The following is a 19,567-nucleotide window of genomic DNA, read 5'->3' as shown; positions in this document are numbered from 1 at the left end:
TATCGCCATCTGGACGATTATCCACCCATCATGCTGCCAGCCTCAGACCGCTTGCGCACTGTGCAATTCCGCAATCTGGCCGGCGCTGTAGCCCAGGCTCGCCAGCACCTCGTCGGTGTGTTCGCCCAGCAATGGCGATCCGGTAATTTCCGGCGTCAGATCGGAGAACTTGATCGGGCTGCCGACCGTCAGATACTTGCCGCGCTCCTTGTGATCGACCTCGGTAATGGTGCCGCTGGCGCGCAGCGAAGGATCGTTGGCCAGTTCTTTCATGGTCAGCACCGGTGAGCAAGGAATGTCGAATTTGCGCAGGATATCGACCGCTTCAAACTTGGTCTTGTCCTTCAGCCACACTTCTATCGTGTCGAAAATTTCGGTGATATGCGGCTGGCGCGCTTTCGGCGTGTTGTAGGCCGGATCGTCTATCCATTCATCCTTGCCGATCGCCTTGCAGATAGGCGCCCAGGCATGGCCCTGGATGGTGAAGTAGATATACGCATTCGGATCGTTTTCCCAACCCTTGCACTTGAGCACCCAGCCTGGCTGGCCGCCACCGCCGGCATTGCCGCCGCGCGGCACGACATCGCTGAATGTGCCGTGCGGGTATTGCGGATATTCTTCCAAAAAGCCGAGCCGGTCCAGGCGTTGCTGATCGCGCAATTTGACCCGGCACAGATTCAAGACGCTATCCTGCATCGACACCGCGACGCGCTGCCCTTTACCGCTCTTGTCGCGCCCGATCAGCGCGGTAAGAATGCCGATCGCCAGATGCATGCCGGTATTGCTATCGCCCAGGGCGGCGGCGCTGACGGTGGGCGGGCCGTCCCAGAAACCGGTGGTGGAAGCAGCGCCGCCGGCGCATTGGGCGACGTTTTCGTAGACCTTCAAATCGTCGTAGTGATGGCCGTCGCTGAAACCTTTGACGGAGGCGACGATCATCTTTGGATTGAGTTCATTGATGCGCTCCCAGGAAAAACCCATGCGGTCGAGCGCACCCGGTCCGAAGTTTTCAACCAGTACATCGGATTCCTTGATCAGCTTTTCCAGCACCAGCTTGCCTTCCGGCTTTTTGGTATCGAGCGTGAGCGATCTCTTGTTGCTGTTCAACATGGTGAAATACAGGGCGTCGACATCCGGGATGTCGCGCAGTTGCGAGCGTGTGACGTCGCCGGAACCGGGCCGCTCGACCTTGATCACGTCAGCGCCAAACCATGCCAGCATTTGCGTGCATGCGGGGCCGGCCTGTACGTGTGTAAAGTCGATGATGCGGATGCCGTCCAGTGGTTTTGCCTTGCTTGTTTCCGTAGTCATTTTCAAATCTCCTGTTCAACTTGATCGAATTTTTTACTGGCTTATTTGTACATGGTCTGCGCCATGGTCCCCGGGGCGTACACCGCAGGATCGACCCAGATATTGACCACCGCACAACGCCGCGTCTTGCGCACCGCCTCCCGCGCCCGTTGCAAGGCGCCGGCAATCTGCGCCGGATCGCGCACCTCTTCGCCATGGCCGCCCAGCATCTCGGCAAACTTGCCGTAAGGGATGTCGCTCAGCAGATTGCCGACGTTGCCGCGCTCCTCGCCGTACTTCGCCAGCTGGCCGTAACGGATCTGGTTCATCGCCGAGTTGTTGCCGATCACCGCGATGTACGGCACGCCGAAGCGATTCGCCGTTTCCATGTCGAACGAGGTCATGCTGAAGGCGCCGTCGCCGTAGTAGCACATCACTTCCTTCTCCGGATTGGCCAGCCCCGCCGCAATCGCAAAACCGGTGCCCACGCCCAGGCTGCCCAAGGCGCCCGGATCCATCCATTGGCCCGGATTGCGCGGCCGTACCGCTTGCGCCGAGATCGTCACCACATCGCCGCCGTCGCCGATATAGATCGTGTCGTCGTTCAGGAATTCGTTGATTTCATAGGCCACGCGGTAGGGATGGATCGGCGCGCTGTTCGATTTGAACAAGGGCATCAGCTTCTCGGTGGCAATCGCTTCCTGCAGTTGCAATTGTTTCATCCAGGCCCGCCGCTTTTCTTGCGCGCTCTTGTTGATGCGGCCGCTGGCCGCTTGCAAGACCGCGCCCAGGATGGTGCCCGGGTCGCCCACCAGCCCCAAGCTGATGTCGCGGTTCTTGCCGACGGTGCGATAGTCCTGGTCGATCTGGATCACTTTGGCATTCAAGCCCAAACGTTTGCCGTAGCCCATGCGGAAATCGAACGGCGTGCCGACGATCAGGATCACATCGGCCTTATCGAAACCCTCGCGCCGGGTGCGGTCGAAATGATGCGGGTCGCCGGGCGGCAGCAAACCACGCGAGGCGCCGTTGAAATAGGCCGGAATATCCAGGCCGCGCACCAGGTCGATCGCTTCCCTGTGGCCGCGGGATGACCAGACCTGGCCGCCGTACAGCACCACCGGGCGCTCCGCCTGCACCAGAATATCCGCCAGCTTCTCGATGTCGGCGACGTCGCCCAGGGATTTGACCGAGGCGCGGTATTGGCCGGCCGCCGGAATCACCGCTTTGCCGATGTCGATTTCACGGTCCAGCACATCGCGCGGGATTTCCAGATAGGCCGGGCCGGGAGCGCCGGCAAAGCAGGCGCGGATTGCCATCGACACCATATCGGCCACGCGTTCGGTAGAACGCACGCCTTCGGAGAATTTGGTGATCGGCCGCATCATCTCGGTATGCGGCAGATCCTGCAGCGACCCCATCATGTGCTGGGTAATGCCGCCCTGGCCGCCGATATGCAACACCGGGCTTTCGGAGCGGAATGCGGTCGCGATGCCGGTCACGGCATTGGTGCAGCCCGGCCCGGCCGTGGTCACCACCACGCCCAGTTTCCCGGTCTGCCGTGCATAGCCGTCGGCTGCGTGGGCCGCGACTTGTTCATGCCGCACGTCGATGATGCGGATGCCTTCATCGATGCAGCCATCGTAGATATCGATGATGTGGCCGCCGCACAAGGTGAAAATCGTGTCCACGCCCTCGTTCTTCAAGGCGCGCGCCACCAGATGCCCGCCCGACACCACGCCTGCTTCCCGGCTCTTGCGCTTGAGCGTATCGTCGGCAGTCGTGCTTGATGCTGCGGCCACCTTCGATTCAGATATCACTGCTGCCATTGCTCCTCCTGTTGTCGGTTGTTATCTGCTCCAGCAGCGCCTCTTGCGTTGCTTCAGCTTGATGCCATCTTAGCCACCTCAGATGGAGCACGGCATTGACCTCAGTCAAGTTTCCTTGGTTTTTCTCAGGCGAGCTCTGTCACGCAAAGTGGTTCACCAGCGGAGGTGAAACAGCGCGGAGTTGGAGTGACAACAGTTGGCGTCGCGCCGGTAAGACGGCCGTATAGCTGGCATCCGGCCTTGCGCTGGTTTGAATTGAAAAATAAAGACGGATCAGTCTTCGAAACGGCCGTGGCGGCCGGCGCCGAGGGTGAATCTGGCAGCACCTGCCTCACCTTCGGCAAACACGATCGGCGCCCCTTGCGCGCCTTCCCGGCGCAACGCCTCGGCCAGCGGCAAATTCCATTGCTCGTACGCGGAACGGCGATCGGCCAGCATGCATTGCTGCGGAAAAGCGGCGATCAGGCGCGCTAGCTCCTGCGCCGCCGCCAGCGCGCCGCCTGGCGGCGTGATGCGATTGACCAGGCCGAAGGCCAAGGCTTCCTCGGCCGGCACCGGGCGTCCGGTCAGGATCAGGTCCAGCGCGCGGCCCATGCCGATCAAGCGCGGCAAACGCACCGTCCCGCCATCTATCAGCGGCACTCCCCAGCGCCGGCAAAACACGCCAAATACCGCGTCCTCGTCAGCCACCCGCAGATCGGCCAGCAGAGCCAGCTCCAGTCCGCCGGCCACGGCGCTGCCGCTGATCGCGGCAATCAACGGTTTCGACAACGCCATCCGGCTCGGCCCCATCGGACCGCTGCCGCTGCCATCGGCGGTCAATTCGTTACGCAAGGCCGGATCGCCGACAGCGCTCATATCGGCGCCGGCGCAGAAATGACCGCCGGCGCCGGTCAGCACCGCCACCCTCAGCGCCGGCTCGTTTTCAAACCGTTCAAATGCCAGGCGCAATTCCTCGGCCATGGGGCGATCGACGGCGTTGCGCTTCTCTGGCCGCGTCATGGTAATGGTGCAGATGGCCCCGTCGGTGTCGAATGAAATGGTATGCATGGCCTTGCCTTTCCGCCTGGTAGAGTGGGCATTGCGCAGGCACTACCTACCTGCCCGCCCTGCGATCAGCTGGTAACAGAGTCAATTGCCCGCATCTCGCGCGCCGCCACCGACAGCATCGCCAGATCGACATTGCCGCCCATCTGAAAATCGGTCTGCAAGCGGCGATAGCGTTCCAGCGGCGCCCGGCTGACGGTCTGCCAGACCTCGATCATTTCCTGCGACAGTTCCAGCGCCGGCGACAACTGAATCACCTTGGCCGTCAAAGCGCGCTGCAAACCGGTCAGATCGCTCTGCAAGGCGGTGCGCGCCAGAGTCTGCCAATGCGAGTCGACCGGCAGTGCGCCAACCCGTTCGCGCATCCAGCCGAAGTTCAGGTTGACGTCCAGCGCAAAATAGACCGCCGCCACCAGCTCCAGGCTGCGCCCGGTCGATGCCGCCACTTCGGCGATATCCAGCACCGCACCGATCAGCTCGGCGCTGGCAACCCGGCGCGCCAGTTGCTGGGAGACGCCGGCCTGTATCAGCGCATCGCGTTTTGCCTTGAGCGCATCGGCGTCGCTGGCCGCCAGCAACGAGACCAGTTGCGGCCCCAACTGATCGGCGGCCTGGCGGAAGCGTGCCACGGTGGCTTCAATCGAAGCTTCTTGCCCATGACGATGCAAGAACCAGAAACTGGCTTGCTCGATCAGGCCGCCGACATCGACAAACATTTGCGCCTGCAAGGCATCCGGCACCACGTTGTCGAGAGCATCGATGTCTTGCCAGATTTCCTCGAAACCGAACACCTCGCGCGCAATCACGATGGCGCGCAGCACATCGGTCGGGCTGGCGCCGCTCTCATCGGCCATTTGATGGACAAAGGTGGCGCCGACCCGGTTGGTCAGCGTATTCACCAGATAGGTGGAGATAATCTCGCGCGCCAGAGGATGACGCCGCATGGCGTCGGGAAAGCGTTCACGCAGCGGCTGCGGAAAATAGGAAGCCAGCGAGCTGGCGATAAACGGGTCTGCGGGCAAATCGGATGCCAGCAATTCTTCATACAGCCACATCTTGTTATACGCCATCAGCACCGCGCGTTCCGGCGCGGCAAGTCCTTGCTTGGCGGTCTTGCGCTCGGCACACTCGTCTTCCGACGGCAGGAATTCAACCGCGCGGTCGAGCCGGCCGGCACGCTCAAGGAAGCGGATCAGACGCGCTTCCGGTTCCAGCAGGCTGGCGGCGCGGCGCCCCGCCACCGACAGCGCCTGGGTCTGGTAGTAGTTATCGGTCAGCACCTGCAGTCCGACCTCTTCGGTCATTTCCGCCAGCAGCTTGTTACGCTGTTTCTCGGTCATTTCGCCGTCACTGACGATCAGGCCGAGCATGATCTTGATATTGACTTCGTGATCGGAGCAATCGACGCCGGCCGAATTATCGATAGCATCGGTGCAGATACGGCCGCCTTTTTGCGCAAACTCGATACGGCCGAACTGGGTGCAGCCGAGGTTGCCGCCTTCGGCCACCACCTTGCAATTGAGTTCGGCGCCGTTGACGCGGATCGCATCGTTGCTGCGGTCGCCGACCTGGGCGTGGCTTTCGCGGCTGGCCTTGATGTAGGTGCCGATGCCGCCGTTGTAAAGCAGATCGACCGGCGCCAGCAGGATCGCGCGTATCAATTCCGCCGGCGCCAGCTCGCTGGCGCTCACGCCCAGCGCTGCTTGCACTTGCGGCGTCAGCGCAATCGTCTTGAGGCTGCGCGCATAGATTCCGCCGCCGTCCGAGATCAGGTTGCGGTTGTAATCGGCCCAGCTGGAGCGCGGCAAGGCAAACAAACGCTCGCGCTCGGCGAAGCTGGTCTCCGGGTCCGGATCCGGATCGAGGAAAATATGGCGATGGTCAAAGCCCGCCACCAGCTTGATGTGGCGTGACAACAGCATGCCGTTGCCGAACACGTCGCCGGACATGTCGCCGATGCCGACCACCGTAAAATCCTGCTCCTGGGTATTCACTCCGGTTTCGCGGAAATGGCGTTTCACCGCTTCCCATGCGCCGCGCGCGGTAATCCCCATCTTCTTATGGTCATAACCGACCGAGCCGCCGGAGGCGAAGGCGTCGCCCAGCCAGAAGCCGTATTCGGCTGAAATCGCGTTGGCGTAATCGGAAAAACTGGCGGTGCCCTTGTCGGCGGCGACCACCAGGTAAGGATCGTCGCCGTCGTAGCGCACCACGTCCGGCGGCGCCACCACCTTGCCGTCGGCCAGGTTATCGGTCAGGTCGAGCAGGCCGCGCAGGAAATTCTGGTAGCAGGCTACCCCCTCGCGCAGATAGGCGTCGCGCTCGGCGGCCAGCGGCGCGCTCTTGAGGACGAACCCGCCCTTGGAGCCGACCGGCACGATCACCGCATTCTTGACCATCTGCGCCTTCACCAGCCCCAACACCTCGGTACGGAAATCCTCACGCCGGTCGGACCAGCGCAAACCGCCGCGCGCCACTTTGCCGCCGCGCAGATGGACGCCTTCGAAACGCGGTGAATACACCCAGATCTCGAACATCGGCTTGGGTGCGGGCAGCCCCGGCACTTTGGCCGGATCGAACTTGAACGACAGATAAGGTTTCGGCTGGCCGTCGGCGCCGCGCTGAAAATAATTGGTGCGCAAGGTGGCGCTGATCACGCCCAGGAACTGGCGCAGGATCCGGTCTTCGTCGAGATTCGGCACCTGGTCCATTGCTTCTTCGGTCTGCTGCAGCAACGATTTGGCTTTTGCGTCTGTACCGGCATCCTTAGCCAGGGCCGGATCAAAGCGCACCAGGAACAGCTCTACCAGCTTGCGCGCGATCTCCGGGTTGGCGGTCAGGGCTTGTTCGATATAGGCGTTGCTGAAGGTCGATCCGACTTGCCGCAGATAACGTGCATAAGCGCGCAGGATGGTGACTTCGCGCCAGTTCAGACGCGCCCCCAGCACCAGCCGGTTGAGATCGTCATTATCCGCTTCGCCGCTCCAGACGCGGCCGAAAGCCTCTTCGAATACGCCCTTGATGCGATCTATCTCGACTTCGCTATCGTCCGCGGTCTGCATGCCGAAATCGTGTATCCAGGCCGGTTCGCTATCGTGCAGCTCGATCCGGTAAGGGCGTTCCTCGTTCACCTTGACGCCCATATGCTCCAGCATCGGCAAACTCTGCGACAAAGCCATCGGCTTGCCGGCGCGGTAAATCTTCAGGCGCAACGAGGCTGGCGCCGCTTCGATCGGCCGGTACAAGCTCATGGCCAGGCCGCTGTACAGCTGCGCGGCTTCCAGCAAGGCGATGTCATGCACTGCGGTGCGCGCCGCGTAGTCTTCACGGAAACCGGCCGGAAACGATGCTGCATAGCGGCGCAGCAGCCGCGTGCCCTGTTCCTCGCCACGCTGCTCCAGCAAGGCTTCGGTCAGATCGTCTTGCCAGCGTCGCGTGGCCTGCACGATACTCGCTTCCAGCTGCTCGACATTGATCTCGGCGGCACTGCCCGGTTCGGTGCGTACCGTGAACTGAATGCGCGCCAGCACCGATTCCGATAGCAAGGGCGTGAATTCGATGCCGGTGCCGTTGAAGGCCTCCAGCAGCAAACTCTGGATGCGCTCGCGCAGCTCGGTGTTGAAACGGTCGCGCGGCACGAACACCAGGCAGGAAACATAGCGGCCGAAGGCGTCGCGCCGGACAAACAGACGGGTGCGCTGGCGCTCTTCCAGGCGCAGGATGCCGCTGGCGGTGTCGAACAATTCGTCTTCGTTGACCTGGAACAGTTCGTCGCGCGGGTATTGCTCCAGGATAGTGGCCAAGGTCTTTGCCAGATGGCCTTTGGGGACGAAACCGGCGCGCTCCAGCACCTTCGCCACCTTGCGCCGCACCAGCGGGATCTCGCTGGTCGGCACCATGTAGGCGGTCGAGGTGTACAGGCCGACGATGCGGCGCTCGCCGACCACCTTGCCGTCAGCGTCGTAGCGCTTGACGCCGACATAATCGAGATAACCGGCTCTATGCACGGTGGCGCGTGAATTCGCCTTGGTGATGAAAATCGGCGAACGGGCGTCGATGATGCCCTGCGCGCTGACCGGCAGCTTGGTCATGTCGGCGCTGTCGGCTGCGCGCAGGGAATCGCGCAATACCCCCAGGCCGGAACCGGCCACGCCTTGCAGATAGTTTTCGCCGTCGCGCACCAGCAGCTCGTAATCGCGATAGCCGAGAAACGTGAAATGATCGTCAACCATCCATTCGAGGAAGGCGCGCGCCTCGGCAATTTCGCTGTGCAACGCAGCATCGCTATGGTCTTGCTGTTTCAGATCGTCGATGGCGGCATTGGCCGCCGTCATCATCTGCCGCCAGTCCTCCACCGCGGCGCGGACATCGCCCAGCACCTTGAGCACGGCGGCCAGGATTTCCTCCATCCTGGCGGCCTCGGTACAGCGGTCGACTTCTATATGTATATGCGATTCCAGCCTAGGTTCCAGCCCTGCCGGTCCGCTATCCTGGCCGGCGTTCTCGCTGGCGCGCTGGATTTTTTCCACCTGCCCGCTGGCGTCGCGCCAAACACGGAATACCGGGTGAATCACCGCATGCAGGGTCAGGCCCAGGCGGTTGATTTCGGTGGTCACCGAATCCACCAGGAACGGCATATCGTCGTTGACGATTTCGATCACGCTATGGCCGGATTGCCAGCCATGCTCATCGAGCTGCGGATTGTAGATGCGCACCCGCGGCGCACCGCTGACGAAGTGCCGCGCAAACTGCCAATGGGCGACGGCGGCGCCGTACAAATCGGCGATATCGCGGCTCACTATCTGCTCTTCCCCCACCTGCGAGTAATACTCGACCAGAAAAGCTTGCATCGGTGCAAACACTTCCGGCGGCAAGCGATCGCGAGCGAATTCGACCATCTCTGCCAGCTTTTGCTGTTTTCTTTCTATGGCGGCTGTATGCATGATTTTCTTTCGAATGGTTAATTTCGAACTTCGGTCAAGTTAGAACTCATTTCATCAATATCCGTGAGATGCGTTCTTGCCAGAAGAGGCGCTGGCAAGGGTGGAGCAGGGAATTCGCACAGCGTGCTGTGCGCCTGCGTAACGGTCTGCGCCTACCAGCGCAGACGCGCCCTGCAAGGGTGCGACGCGTCCAATAGCGAGCTATTGGCAAGGAGCACAACGCGGCCAGCGCCTCTTCTGGCATGAACCCTCCGGGAACGGGTTATTTGGGCGTATTGCTGCGTTGCGCCGCTTGCCAAGGGGTGTAGCAGGGAATTCGGACAGCACGCTGTCCGCCTGCGAAACGGTTTCCGCTTGCAAGCGGAAACGCGCCCTGCAAGGGACACCCTTGGCTGCCCGACGCGCCTTGCACTACCTCCCACACGCCGCGTTCGCACTCACGGATATTGATGAAATGAGTTCTATAGATTCTACCCATGACAGGCCGACACCACACGCATTTCACCAACTCAAACTGCCTTTCTAACCGCGCCGCTCCTCCGTCATCACAGTCAGACCACAAGAAGCCTCAAAAATGTCAAAACGGCAAATCTTCATCATTGAATTTTCACAAACATTTTAATTAAAATGTTTACATTGAATAAATTGATTTCAATGATTAAAATGATTCAAGAAGGCAATTTGTTGCGCAACAACAATTGAAAAATCACTTTGAACGATTGCTGATTCAAGGTTTGAAAGTCGGGCATCTGCCTTCATACGCTTTTTGACAGTCCAATGGATAGATAATCATGTCGCGCTCAACACACTTGACTATTCTCCAGTATGTTCTGGGGCAGGAGCTCCCAAGGCGGATCGCAGATACGGCGATCCTGGCCATTGCGGCCCAGATCGTTGCCTATCTCCAGCTCCACATGCCTCTATCGCTGGCAGCGCCGGTGCACACGGTATTGCTGTATTTTTGCTGTGCGCTGGCGTTTGTATTATTTGCCCAGCTCGATCTCTACACCGCGTGGCCCGAACGGCCCGCTGCGTCCATGTTCATGCGCCTTGCCGTATCCTGGGCGCTGGTGCTGATTCTGGGAATTTTCCTCAGCCGCATGGTGCACGGTATCGGCAGGCTCTCTCACCATTGGCTGCTTTACTGGTACATGACCAGCATGCTGCTGCTGTTGCTGTATCGTGCTTTCTCCTACGTCACCCTGGTAAGGCTGCGCAAACTCCGCCTCGGCGGCAAGCGGGTAGTGATCGTCGGCTATGGTCAGGCCGGACGGGAAATCCACCGCCGCGCCTTGCAGCAGCCGTGGATAGGCTATGACGTCAAGGCTGTAGTAGCCAACGCCGACGAGGCCGGCATTCTGCACGACGCCCATATCACGCGGATCGAACAGCTCAATCAGATCCATGGCTATGTACTCGCCAACCAGATCGATGAAATCTGGATCACGCTGCCGATGACCGCGGCGGCTCAGCTCAGGCCTTTGCAAATCTACCTGCGCAATTCGCTGGTGGATATCCGCTGGGTTCCGGACACCAAGGCGATCCAGATGATCAGCAGCAAGATGAGCAACTTCCTCGGCACCCCGACCTTCGATCTGAATCGTCCTGCCAGCAGCGGCGCCAGCGGTATCGCCAAGCATTTTCTGGACAAGCTGTTCGCGCTGGCGGTGCTGATGGCATTGAGTCCGCTGTTCCTGGCGCTAGCGCTGTGCATCAAGATGTCTTCGCCCGGACCGGTATTTTTCAAACAGGTCAGGCTGGGCCTGAACGGCAAGAAATTCATGATTTACAAGTTCCGCTCCATGAAGCCGCATCAGGAACACGGCAAGCTTACACAGGCCACCCAGGACGATCCGCGTGTCACAAGAATAGGGAAATTCATGCGTCACTTCAGCCTGGATGAACTGCCGCAATTCATCAATGTCTTGTTGGGCGACATGTCCGTGATCGGACCAAGGCCTCATGCGCTGCAACATAATCAGATGTATGAAGAACTTCTGGATTTGTACATGGTGCGCCATCGGGTCAAACCCGGCATCACCGGCTGGGCGCAAATCCACGGCTATCGCGGCGAAACCGACACGCTTGAAAAAATGGAAAAGAGGGTTCAGTTCGATATGCATTACATACAGAACTGGTCTTTCCTGATGGATTTCCGCATCCTGGTCTGGACCGCCTTCAAAGGCTGGAGCGGCAAGTCCGCATATTGAGCATGAACTGAGGCCTGCGCCCCTCCCTTTTTTCTCTTGGTCTCTGGCTAGAAATAAAGCGTTACCGCCACCGGCACAGAACCGGCGTTCACCTCGACGTTTTCCGCGTTGCCCGGACAGGGCCTATCGCTCTGCTGCGGATGAAACTGACTGATGATGCAGCGTTTGGCGCCATTCCTTTGAATGCTGAACGGTCTGCCTGCACGCGAAGAAGAAGCCCATAACATGTAGACGTTGCGCCTTTCCTTGACGCCAGGCTCGCTGGTTAGGGTCAGCTGATACGCTGTCCCGTCTTTTTTGCTGGCGGCAAGTTGAGTGTGTTCCAGTTTCTTCAATAAATAGCTAAGCGCCAGCAACGCTGGTTTCGGTCTGTCGTCGTTGCCGACAAGTCCATAATTGTGTTCTATCGCCGTCGGATCGGTTCCTGAATCTTTCCATTCGTAGATACTCAATAGCGGGATACCGGCAAATACCGTGGACAGATATTCCCTCAGAATGAGTTCCGCCTGCGCGTCCTGATCGCGGGCGGCGGTAAAGCTTGAATATCCCCATTCCGACGCAATCATCGGCAAGTCGGCGCGTCCGTATTGTTGCATCAGGCTGCGCGTCTGCTCAGCATCGTTGATGACCGTCTCGGGAATGTTTCGGTAAGGATGGACGGAAACGCCGTCGAGACAGTTCTCCAGCGAAGCGGCAAGGAGTTGGCTGCCGATGGAATCAGGGGTCAGATTCGGCATTTTGCTGAAACCGAAGCCAAATATATTCTTGCGCGCAATCCCCTTCTGTTGCCCCTGTTGCCCCTGCTGCCCGTTACCCTTCAAGGACGCGCAAATTGCCTGTATCGACGGCAGCAATCCCGATTGCAACAGCTCCGGCTTCAAGAAAGTGGGATCGTCCGGCTCATTCCACAATTCCCACAAAATATCAGGGTCTGCATATTGCCGCAGGGTGTCCAGCGCAAAGGCGGCAAATTTATCCGCGGATTCCTGCGGCGTCCTGGCCATTCGCGATTCCATTTTTTCTCCGCCCCAGACATCGACCCCGCCAAACAGCGTGACGATAGGCTTTAGTTGTGCGTTATGGATCCGGGTGAGCAGTGTCGAATAATCCGGATTTTTTTTGGCGATCGCCGCGATGGGCGGACGTATGCCAAATCGCAGGTACTCAAAGCCCGCCCTCTTGACTCTTTTCAAATCGTCGTCCGACAGTGCGGAGGGTTTGATCTGCACGCTGATGGCGACCGGATAAATGGAATGAATGCCGTATTTCTCCCAGCCGCTGGCAGGCCCCGCCAGCAACAGGCCACAGAAAAAAACAGGGGAAACATGAGCTACGCGTAATTTCATCTGTTTATCCTCCAGTATAAGAAAATGTAGCCGCCAGGTTGCGCGCTAACTCAACTGCATCAACTGCCGAAAATGGGAAAATAATTTCTGATAACCGGCAATGAATTGCAGCGGCGAGAAGCGTTCAACGTAGGCAGCCCGCGCCGCGACTGCATAGCGCTTGAGGGTGTCGTGGTCGATATTTTCCAGTTTTTCCGCCAGGTCGCTGGCGGTGCAATTGAAGATAAGGCCATTGACCGCATGCTCAACGATATCGGGCAATGCCCCGCGGTTGCTGGCAATCACCGGCACATAGCTGCGAAAGGCTTCCAATGCCGCCAAGCCGAACCCTTCTGTCCGTGACGGCATTACCAGCACGTTCGCGCGGTCGTAATACGCGTCGATATGGGCTTGGTCGATCCAGCCGTAATAGCGCACATTCCAGGCATCCACCTTTTCAAGCGCCAGATTGGCCAGCACCGGAGCGCCGACGATGTGATACACATATTCCGGCCTGGTCTTTTGCAAAATACGAATAGCTTCCAGCAGAATATCGTAACCCTTTTCCCGGTCCAGGCGGCCGACAAACAGGATATGCAAATGGCCGTCGTCCCTGCTTTGCGGACGCGGCGCATCCTTTCGGTCCAGCACACTGCTTTGGATCAAAGTACAGTTTCGGGAAAAACCGGATCTGCGGTTTTTTTCATATTCATAACGCGAAATCTCTACCACCGAATCAGGAACGTAGGACATGCCCGTTTCGACAACCCGGGTAAGCAGCGTCACCAGCTTGCTGCGATCGCGGAAACTGGCCCAGCCGTGCGCGCAATACATCGTCTTTGTCTTGCGTCCAAGCCAGGGTCTGGCCAGGCACAGCGCCACGCCGGCGAAGGTGCTGTGCGCGAAGACAATATCGGGAGACTGCAAGCGCACCTGACGGACGATGGCGATCGCCAGTTTGAGAGGCCCCAGGCCAGCGCGCGAATAGGCATGGAAATGCTTGCGGCCGGCATTCAGCTGATCGGCTTGCGAGGCAGGAATCAAATACGAGAAATTGCAATTGAAATCGCCGCTTAGACGCTCCAGCGTATCGAGATAAGTGGCGATCCCTCCTTTGATGGTCTCTGCTACGTTCAACACACTGAGCGGACGATTTTTATGCATTATTCCCCCCCTAAGAAAAATATGCTTGCCTTTATGCTTGCCTTGTAGCTGGAAATCTGCGCGCAACCTCCTCCTGCGCAGGCTGTAGATAGTCGATGCCGAACACGCAGAAGGCATAGGCAGTCAAGTGGCGAAAAAAAGATCCGAGGTCCGGTTCAAAGAAAGTCTGAACCGCAAAATTGGCAAGCAGCAGTAGGAACAAAGGATGTTGGTAGTTGCGCCGCCTGAAAAGAACGAAGGTCAGATACCACAAGGTAAAAGACAGGATCAGTTCTTGCGCGCGCAGTGAAAACAGCGGCGCAAAGTAAAAGCGTATCGTCGCAAAGCCGATATTCGGAAGAGCCGTCAGTACGCCGCTGGGAGTCAGGATATTCGTGAAGACAGTCTTGGCGTCCGCCATCCCTTCCCTGTTTTCATTGACAATATCGCGCGCCAGCTGCAACTGATTCCAGAAGTCGCCCGGCAGCGCCAGGCAAGCGGCGAGGACGCCGAACACAATCACCGCGCGCAGTTTGCCGTGGCTGCTGGCCACCATGTGCAGCGCTATCAGGATGGCGGCCACCAGAACGAAATAGATGCGGAACTGCCATGCGTACAGCAGATAGAGGGCGACCGTCAATCCGATCTTGCTGTGGTTCGACAGGCGCCGGCTGCAGATAAGGCACGCCGCCAAGTTCAGGAGAATGACGACGACTTCTTTCGACAGCTTGAGATTGAACAATGCGAATGACGACATCAGGACGCAGGCAAACACAAGATCGACCAAGCGCAACGAGCGCTTGCTGACATAGATCATCACCAGCCCGGTGGCGCTCACCAATAACAACTGCGACCCGGCCTGGCCGAGAAAAGAGAAAATCACGGCCATGCTGACAAAAGAGTTTTGTTCTGCCAGATGAAGATCCGTATATCGGATCAGATCGTAAATCGTCCGTTCATCGGTAAAAAAATAGGCTGGAAGAAAGACTCGCTGATATAGATAGACCAGCGCCCCCAGCAACAGGATCAGCGCCCCGCTGATGAGCCTGATTTCGGCCGCAATGCGCTTGTCGAATAGCTTTTTCATCGCCGTTGCTATGCCGCTGCCGTGACTACGGCGCTGGCGTCTTCCGGCGTCAGCGCTGCACACGAAGGGCTCGATGCGTTGAGCAAGGCCGCAATTTCCGATGTGAGCTGCTGCGTCAATTCCGCTTTTTTTGTTGCGTCCCGGCTGCGGCGCGCGTAATCAAGCAGGCTGAGCGTGCGGCCGACATCCGGTATCGCCGCCTGGATGAAAAAGCGGTCGCGGCCGGTCTGCTTGAAAAATGACTTGATCTTGCTGTCCCAGCTCAAGCCGATGCTGGGAATGTCGAGCGCGTAGGCAACGATATTGGCATGCAGCCGGTGAGCGATGATGCAATCGCAATTGGCGATATTGGCAACCAGCTGCGCCGGCAGGTCGGGCCGCGGCAGGTTAAGCACGGCTGCGGGATCGAGGTCGCTTGCCAGCACTTCCTTGAATGTCTCGTCATCCGGAGAGCCGTTGGTAAACAGCTGAACCCGATACCCCAGTTCAACCGCCTGCCTCGCCAGCTGCTGGAAATACATGCCGATCCGCTGCCCATAATCCGCATCTTCCGCGCCAAGCTGATTCAACTCCAGCGGGCTTGAAATGCAGATTCCCAAAACATCCCCTGCGGCACGTACCGGCAAAGAGCTGGCATAGGTTTGCTTTGAATAGATACCTGGATCCGGCGTGACTCGCACTTCCAGCTTCTCTGCCAGAATCTGTTGCAGATTGTGCGCCGAAGCGCTGTCACGCGTGCTGATTTGCATCGGCGCCAGATTGGCCAGCGTCCGTCGCAGCAATCCGGTACCGGCGTCGGACATGGTGGTGGCGACGCCGACCCCCAGAATCGCAACCTTGCCGGATTTGCCGGCAGCCTTGATGGTTTTCGATAGCAGGAACAACTTGATCGGAAAATTCAGATTCACGTCTAGGAACAACTGCCCGCCGCCGATCACGATCAGATCCGCATTGGCCAGTTGCCGCAGCCACTTGCGACGCCAGCGCAAAAAATATTGCAGGCCGAAGTAAGCGCAAACCAGATAGGGACGCAGCCGCTTCGGCACCTTGTTGATCAAGGATTTCCTGGAGACGCCAGGCGCCTCGTAATCGTCCCGTCCGGCGATATCGAGGGCGCTGACCCGCGCGCTCGGCATATGCTCCAGCAACAGCTGCCGGATATTTTCATAAATAATTCCATCGCCCAGATTTGGGCTGTAAGGCACGGCGCCAATCACGATTTTCATAGGACGATCACCGTTAAGCTTTTGCGAATTTGGTAAAACATGATGATGGAGGCCAGGCAAAGGCCGAAGATGGTGGGAATGAAGAAGGTGCTGACGGATGCTGCCGGACGTGCGGCGAATACCAATATGAAGCAAAGGAATCCGCCGGTTACGGCCCAGCTGGCGCAGTGCGTCAATCTGAGCGCCTTCAATACGGTACGGGTGCCCTGAATTGCCGCCAGAATCACCGGCAGCAAAATATAGTCGTGCATATTCAGGCCGCTGTATTTGGCGCCGAACAGCAAGCCGACCAGGAACTGTCCCCAGATCCATAGGACCAGGCTATACAAAAGACTGGAAGCCAAGGTGGCCGCGATCAGCATGCGCGCCATCGCTGAAAATTCTGCCGATTTTTCATCGAACAGCCGGGCCAGCCTCGGCAAGCCGAAATTCGAGATCGCGATGTTCAAATACTGTGCCGGCAGCACCAGCATCAGCACCACCCGGAAATTGGCCGCCAGATCCGCCTGCTGCCTGGACATGTAGTAGATCACCAAGCCGTTGGTCATCACCCAGATCAGAATCTGGCTCAGAGAATTGTTGAGGCCGAAACTCAGCCAGGCTTTGTTTGCACTCGGCGCTTCACCTGGCTGGCGAATCTTTTCTTTCGACATGCCCGCAATCAGCGCGCTCGTCAGCAGCATCGGCAGACCCAGCGCGGCGAGCAGCTCACTCAGCTCATAGGGGCTGTTCTTTGGAATCAGTGCAATTGCCGCAGCTACGCCCGCCAGCTGCGCCAGTGCGGGAATCACGGATTTAAGACTCTTGTTTTCCAAAATGGCAATCGAGCGCACCGTCCAGTAAGCGACAAAGCCCGCCAGCGAAAGAACCAGGGCGTAACCGAAATACGGCGGCGTATCGAGAATCCGCCATACCAGATAAATCAATACCGGCACACTGACCAGCGCCAGCGGCACATGCAATTTCATCAGCAGCTTGCGGTCGATTGCATAGTCCGCCTTGGCAAACACCAGCAACGGCTCCATGACCGTGCAGCCATGCACGATATTCAACAGGATCACGGCCGAGTAAATGACGGAAAACGTGGCGAAGTCCTCCACACTCAGGTAGCGAGCCAGCAAAGCCTGCGTAGAAAAAAACGAGAAGGTGAAAACCGCTTGCTCGAATACGATTTGCAACAGCGCTTTGGTTTTTTTCATGGCGAGGGGCAGGCTCAAGAAACGATGTCTTGCGGTTTATAGGAATAAGCGGCGTACCGGTAGCGCCCCGACCTGGCGCCATAGCCATACCTGCGCGTGTCGTGCCTGATGCCGTTGAATATCGCTCCTTTTGCCCGTATCCCGTTCTGCGCCAGACGCTTGACGCATTCGACCATCTCTCCGATTTTGCTCACATCAGCCTTCGCGACCAGGAAAACCGTGCCAGCCATTGCCGCCAGAATGCCTGCGTCCGAGGCTGCCAGCACCGGCGCCGTGTCGACCAGCACAATGTCGTATTCGGCGGAGAACCCTTGCAGCAGCTCCGCCGTGCGCCCGGCAAGGAACAGTTCGGCCGGGTTAGGCGGCAGCCTGCCGGTGGAAATGAAATCAAGATTCGGCAGGATGGATTTCTGCAGCGCTTCAGCCGGAATGGCGGCGCCGGCAATTAATTCAGACAAGCCCTTGCCGCGCGCCGATCCGAAGTACTGATTGAGATGGCCCCGGCGCAGGTCGGCGTCAATCAGCAGCACGCGCTTGCCCGAAGAGGCAATGAGCGCCGACAGATTGGCGGCGATGAACGATTTGCCGACCCCCGGGGCGGGGCCGGTCAGCAACACGATATTGTTGTGTGCTTCAAGCATGGCAAAGCGCAAGGCCGTGCGCAAGCTGCGCAGGCTTTCGACCGCGGTATCGTGCGGCTGGAACAGCGCCAGCACGGCCGGCTCCCCGGCTTTCCTTCTGATTTTCTTGTTCAGCTCCTCCTGCGCATCGCTCAGCGGCACAGTGGCATACACACTCAAGCCGGCGAAGCGCTCGATATCGTTGGGGTTGCTGATGCCGCCGTAAAGCGTCTCGCGTACAACGGCCGCCACTACCCCCGCAAACAGGCCGAATATTGCGGCAATTGGCAGCACCAGTATCTTTTTCGGCCTGACCGGGATTTCCGGAATTGCGGCAACGTCGACCACCCGGACATTGCCGACCTTGCCCTCCTTGACCAGCTTCAATTGCTGAATATTGTTCAGCAGCTCTGTATATAAGGTGGTATTCACGGTCACGTCGCGCATCAGCCGCAACAGATCCTGCTCACTGTTAGGCAGTTTTTTTATCTGCCCTGAAACCTTTCCCTGATCACTCTGAAGCGCGGCGATCTGGCGGTCGAGTGCCAGGATCGACGGATGCGAATCGGCAAAGCGGGTAACCAGATCCTTGCGCTTCTGTCTCAGCTCGAATATCTGCGTTTCGGCCGTCACTGCGTGCTGCAGGACTATCTTGGCTTCTTCTCCAATATCGATGCTGCCGGCCCGTTCACGCAGCGCATTGTAGAGATTCTCGGCCCGGTCCAGTTCCTGTTTCAGCTGCGGCAGCTGGCCGTCAAGAAAGTCTAGCGATTTGGTGGCCTCGGCAGACTTGCGTTCGACGTTTTGCCGTACATATTGACGGCCGATCTCATTCAATGTCTCACTGATCAGCAGCGGGTCGGCCCCCAGCAGTTCAGCGCCGATCACGCCGGATTGCTTGCCCTTTTCAGCGATGCTCAATTGCTCTTGCAAATCCTGGATGGTCTTCAGCCTTGAGTTGCGCGCAAGATCGAAGACGGCGCCCGCCTTGGCTTGCAGCTGAGCCACACGCAGCTCTATGACGTCGTCGCCGAGATGGAATATTTCCGTCCGCCCCGCCACGCCTTCGAATACCTGGTCGAACTTGGAACTGGACAAGGCGTAACGGCCTTTGCCTAGCGTCTTCAGCTTGAACGATTCGCCTTCCAGGATTAGCGGGACATTGAAAATATCGACATCGATTTTTTCGCTGCCCCAGGCGTAGCCGCCGATACCGAACAATCCGGGATTGGAAAGGTCCTTGTTTGCGCGCGCGATGACAGCGCCAATCAGCGGAAAATATTTTGGCCGCTGCTCGATGAACAGGTGCAGATTATCGACCGACCTGGATACCACCAGGCGCGAACTCAGAATTTCGATTTCGGCCGGCGCGGTCGATTTCACATCGAACATCGTCGACATGTCGGCCAGGATATTGCTGGCGGCGGCACTGGGCGAGTTGTCTTCCACTTGCACCAGAATATCGGCTTTGTAGATTGGCGTCCCCAGAAAAGCGTACAGCGCGCCAATCACGATGAAGGCGAGAGTGACGAGACAGATCAGGCGGCGATTATCCAATAAGACATCGAGAATCGCGGCCAGACTGATGTCGTCTTCCTTGTCGGGCAAGTGTGGCGAATGTAGCTGAGGCGAGTTGAGTTGTGTCATG

At 58.5% G+C, this 19,567-nt stretch carries 11 protein-coding genes; 1 reads left to right on the top strand and 10 read right to left on the bottom strand.

The window, feature by feature from the left end; genetic code table 11:
* Positions 1–42 precede the first annotated feature (42 nt).
* The 4 genes from frc to KHU33_RS08150 form a co-directional block, all read right to left on the bottom strand.
* Positions 43–1,311, bottom strand: a complete 1,269-nt coding sequence (gene frc / locus KHU33_RS08165; protein ID WP_211462260.1) for a formyl-CoA transferase — start codon at positions 1,309–1,311, stop codon at positions 43–45.
* A gap of 41 nt (positions 1,312–1,352) precedes the next feature.
* The gene (locus KHU33_RS08160) at positions 1,353–3,119 is read right to left on the bottom strand and encodes a thiamine pyrophosphate-binding protein (RefSeq protein ID WP_211462258.1); all 1,767 of its coding nucleotides are present in this window, start codon (positions 3,117–3,119) and stop codon (positions 1,353–1,355) included.
* A 273-nt stretch (positions 3,120–3,392) separates the two neighbouring features.
* Entirely contained in the window at positions 3,393–4,169 is a 777-nt protein-coding gene (locus KHU33_RS08155; protein ID WP_211462256.1) for a crotonase/enoyl-CoA hydratase family protein, read from the bottom strand.
* 65 nt (positions 4,170–4,234) lie between these two features.
* Positions 4,235–9,094: an NAD-glutamate dehydrogenase gene (locus KHU33_RS08150; protein ID WP_407928260.1), complete on the bottom strand. Its 4,860-nt coding sequence runs from the start codon at positions 9,092–9,094 to the stop codon at positions 4,235–4,237.
* Between the two features lie 806 nt (positions 9,095–9,900).
* On the opposite strand from KHU33_RS08150, the gene KHU33_RS08145 reads away from it, so the two are divergent.
* A complete protein-coding gene (locus KHU33_RS08145) occupies positions 9,901–11,319 on the top strand; it encodes an undecaprenyl-phosphate glucose phosphotransferase (RefSeq protein WP_211462251.1) in 1,419 nt (472 codons plus the stop codon).
* Between the two features lie 47 nt (positions 11,320–11,366).
* Here the strand turns inward: KHU33_RS08145 and KHU33_RS08140 are convergent, their stop codons facing one another.
* The 6 genes from KHU33_RS08140 to KHU33_RS08115 are packed head-to-tail and all read right to left on the bottom strand — an operon-like array spanning position 11,367 to position 19,566.
* Positions 11,367–12,665, bottom strand: coding sequence for a hypothetical protein (locus KHU33_RS08140; protein ID WP_211462249.1), 1,299 nt, complete (start codon positions 12,663–12,665; stop codon positions 11,367–11,369).
* A 45-nt stretch (positions 12,666–12,710) separates the two neighbouring features.
* A complete protein-coding gene (locus tag KHU33_RS08135; protein WP_211462241.1) occupies positions 12,711–13,808 on the bottom strand; it encodes a glycosyltransferase in 1,098 nt (365 codons plus the stop codon).
* Positions 13,809–13,839: 31 nt separating this feature from the next.
* The gene (locus tag KHU33_RS08130) at positions 13,840–14,874 is read right to left on the bottom strand and encodes a hypothetical protein (RefSeq protein ID WP_211462239.1); all 1,035 of its coding nucleotides are present in this window, start codon (positions 14,872–14,874) and stop codon (positions 13,840–13,842) included.
* Between the two features lie 8 nt (positions 14,875–14,882).
* Positions 14,883–16,100, bottom strand: coding sequence for a polysaccharide pyruvyl transferase family protein (locus KHU33_RS08125; RefSeq protein ID WP_211462237.1), 1,218 nt, complete (start codon positions 16,098–16,100; stop codon positions 14,883–14,885).
* Positions 16,097–17,299, bottom strand: coding sequence for a hypothetical protein (locus KHU33_RS08120; RefSeq protein ID WP_211462235.1), 1,203 nt, complete (start codon positions 17,297–17,299; stop codon positions 16,097–16,099). The genes KHU33_RS08125 and KHU33_RS08120 overlap by 4 nt, the downstream gene beginning before the upstream one ends.
* 14 nt (positions 17,300–17,313) lie before the next feature.
* Positions 17,314–19,566, bottom strand: coding sequence for a polysaccharide biosynthesis tyrosine autokinase (locus KHU33_RS08115; protein ID WP_211462233.1), 2,253 nt, complete (start codon positions 19,564–19,566; stop codon positions 17,314–17,316).
* Position 19,567: the final 1 nt, after the last annotated feature.

This window comes from Collimonas silvisoli (assembly GCF_018305005.1).
Classification (GTDB): domain Bacteria; phylum Pseudomonadota; class Gammaproteobacteria; order Burkholderiales; family Burkholderiaceae_D; genus Collimonas; species Collimonas silvisoli.
Note: the sequence above shows the minus strand (reverse complement) of the source record. Positions and strands in the feature narration are given on the sequence as shown.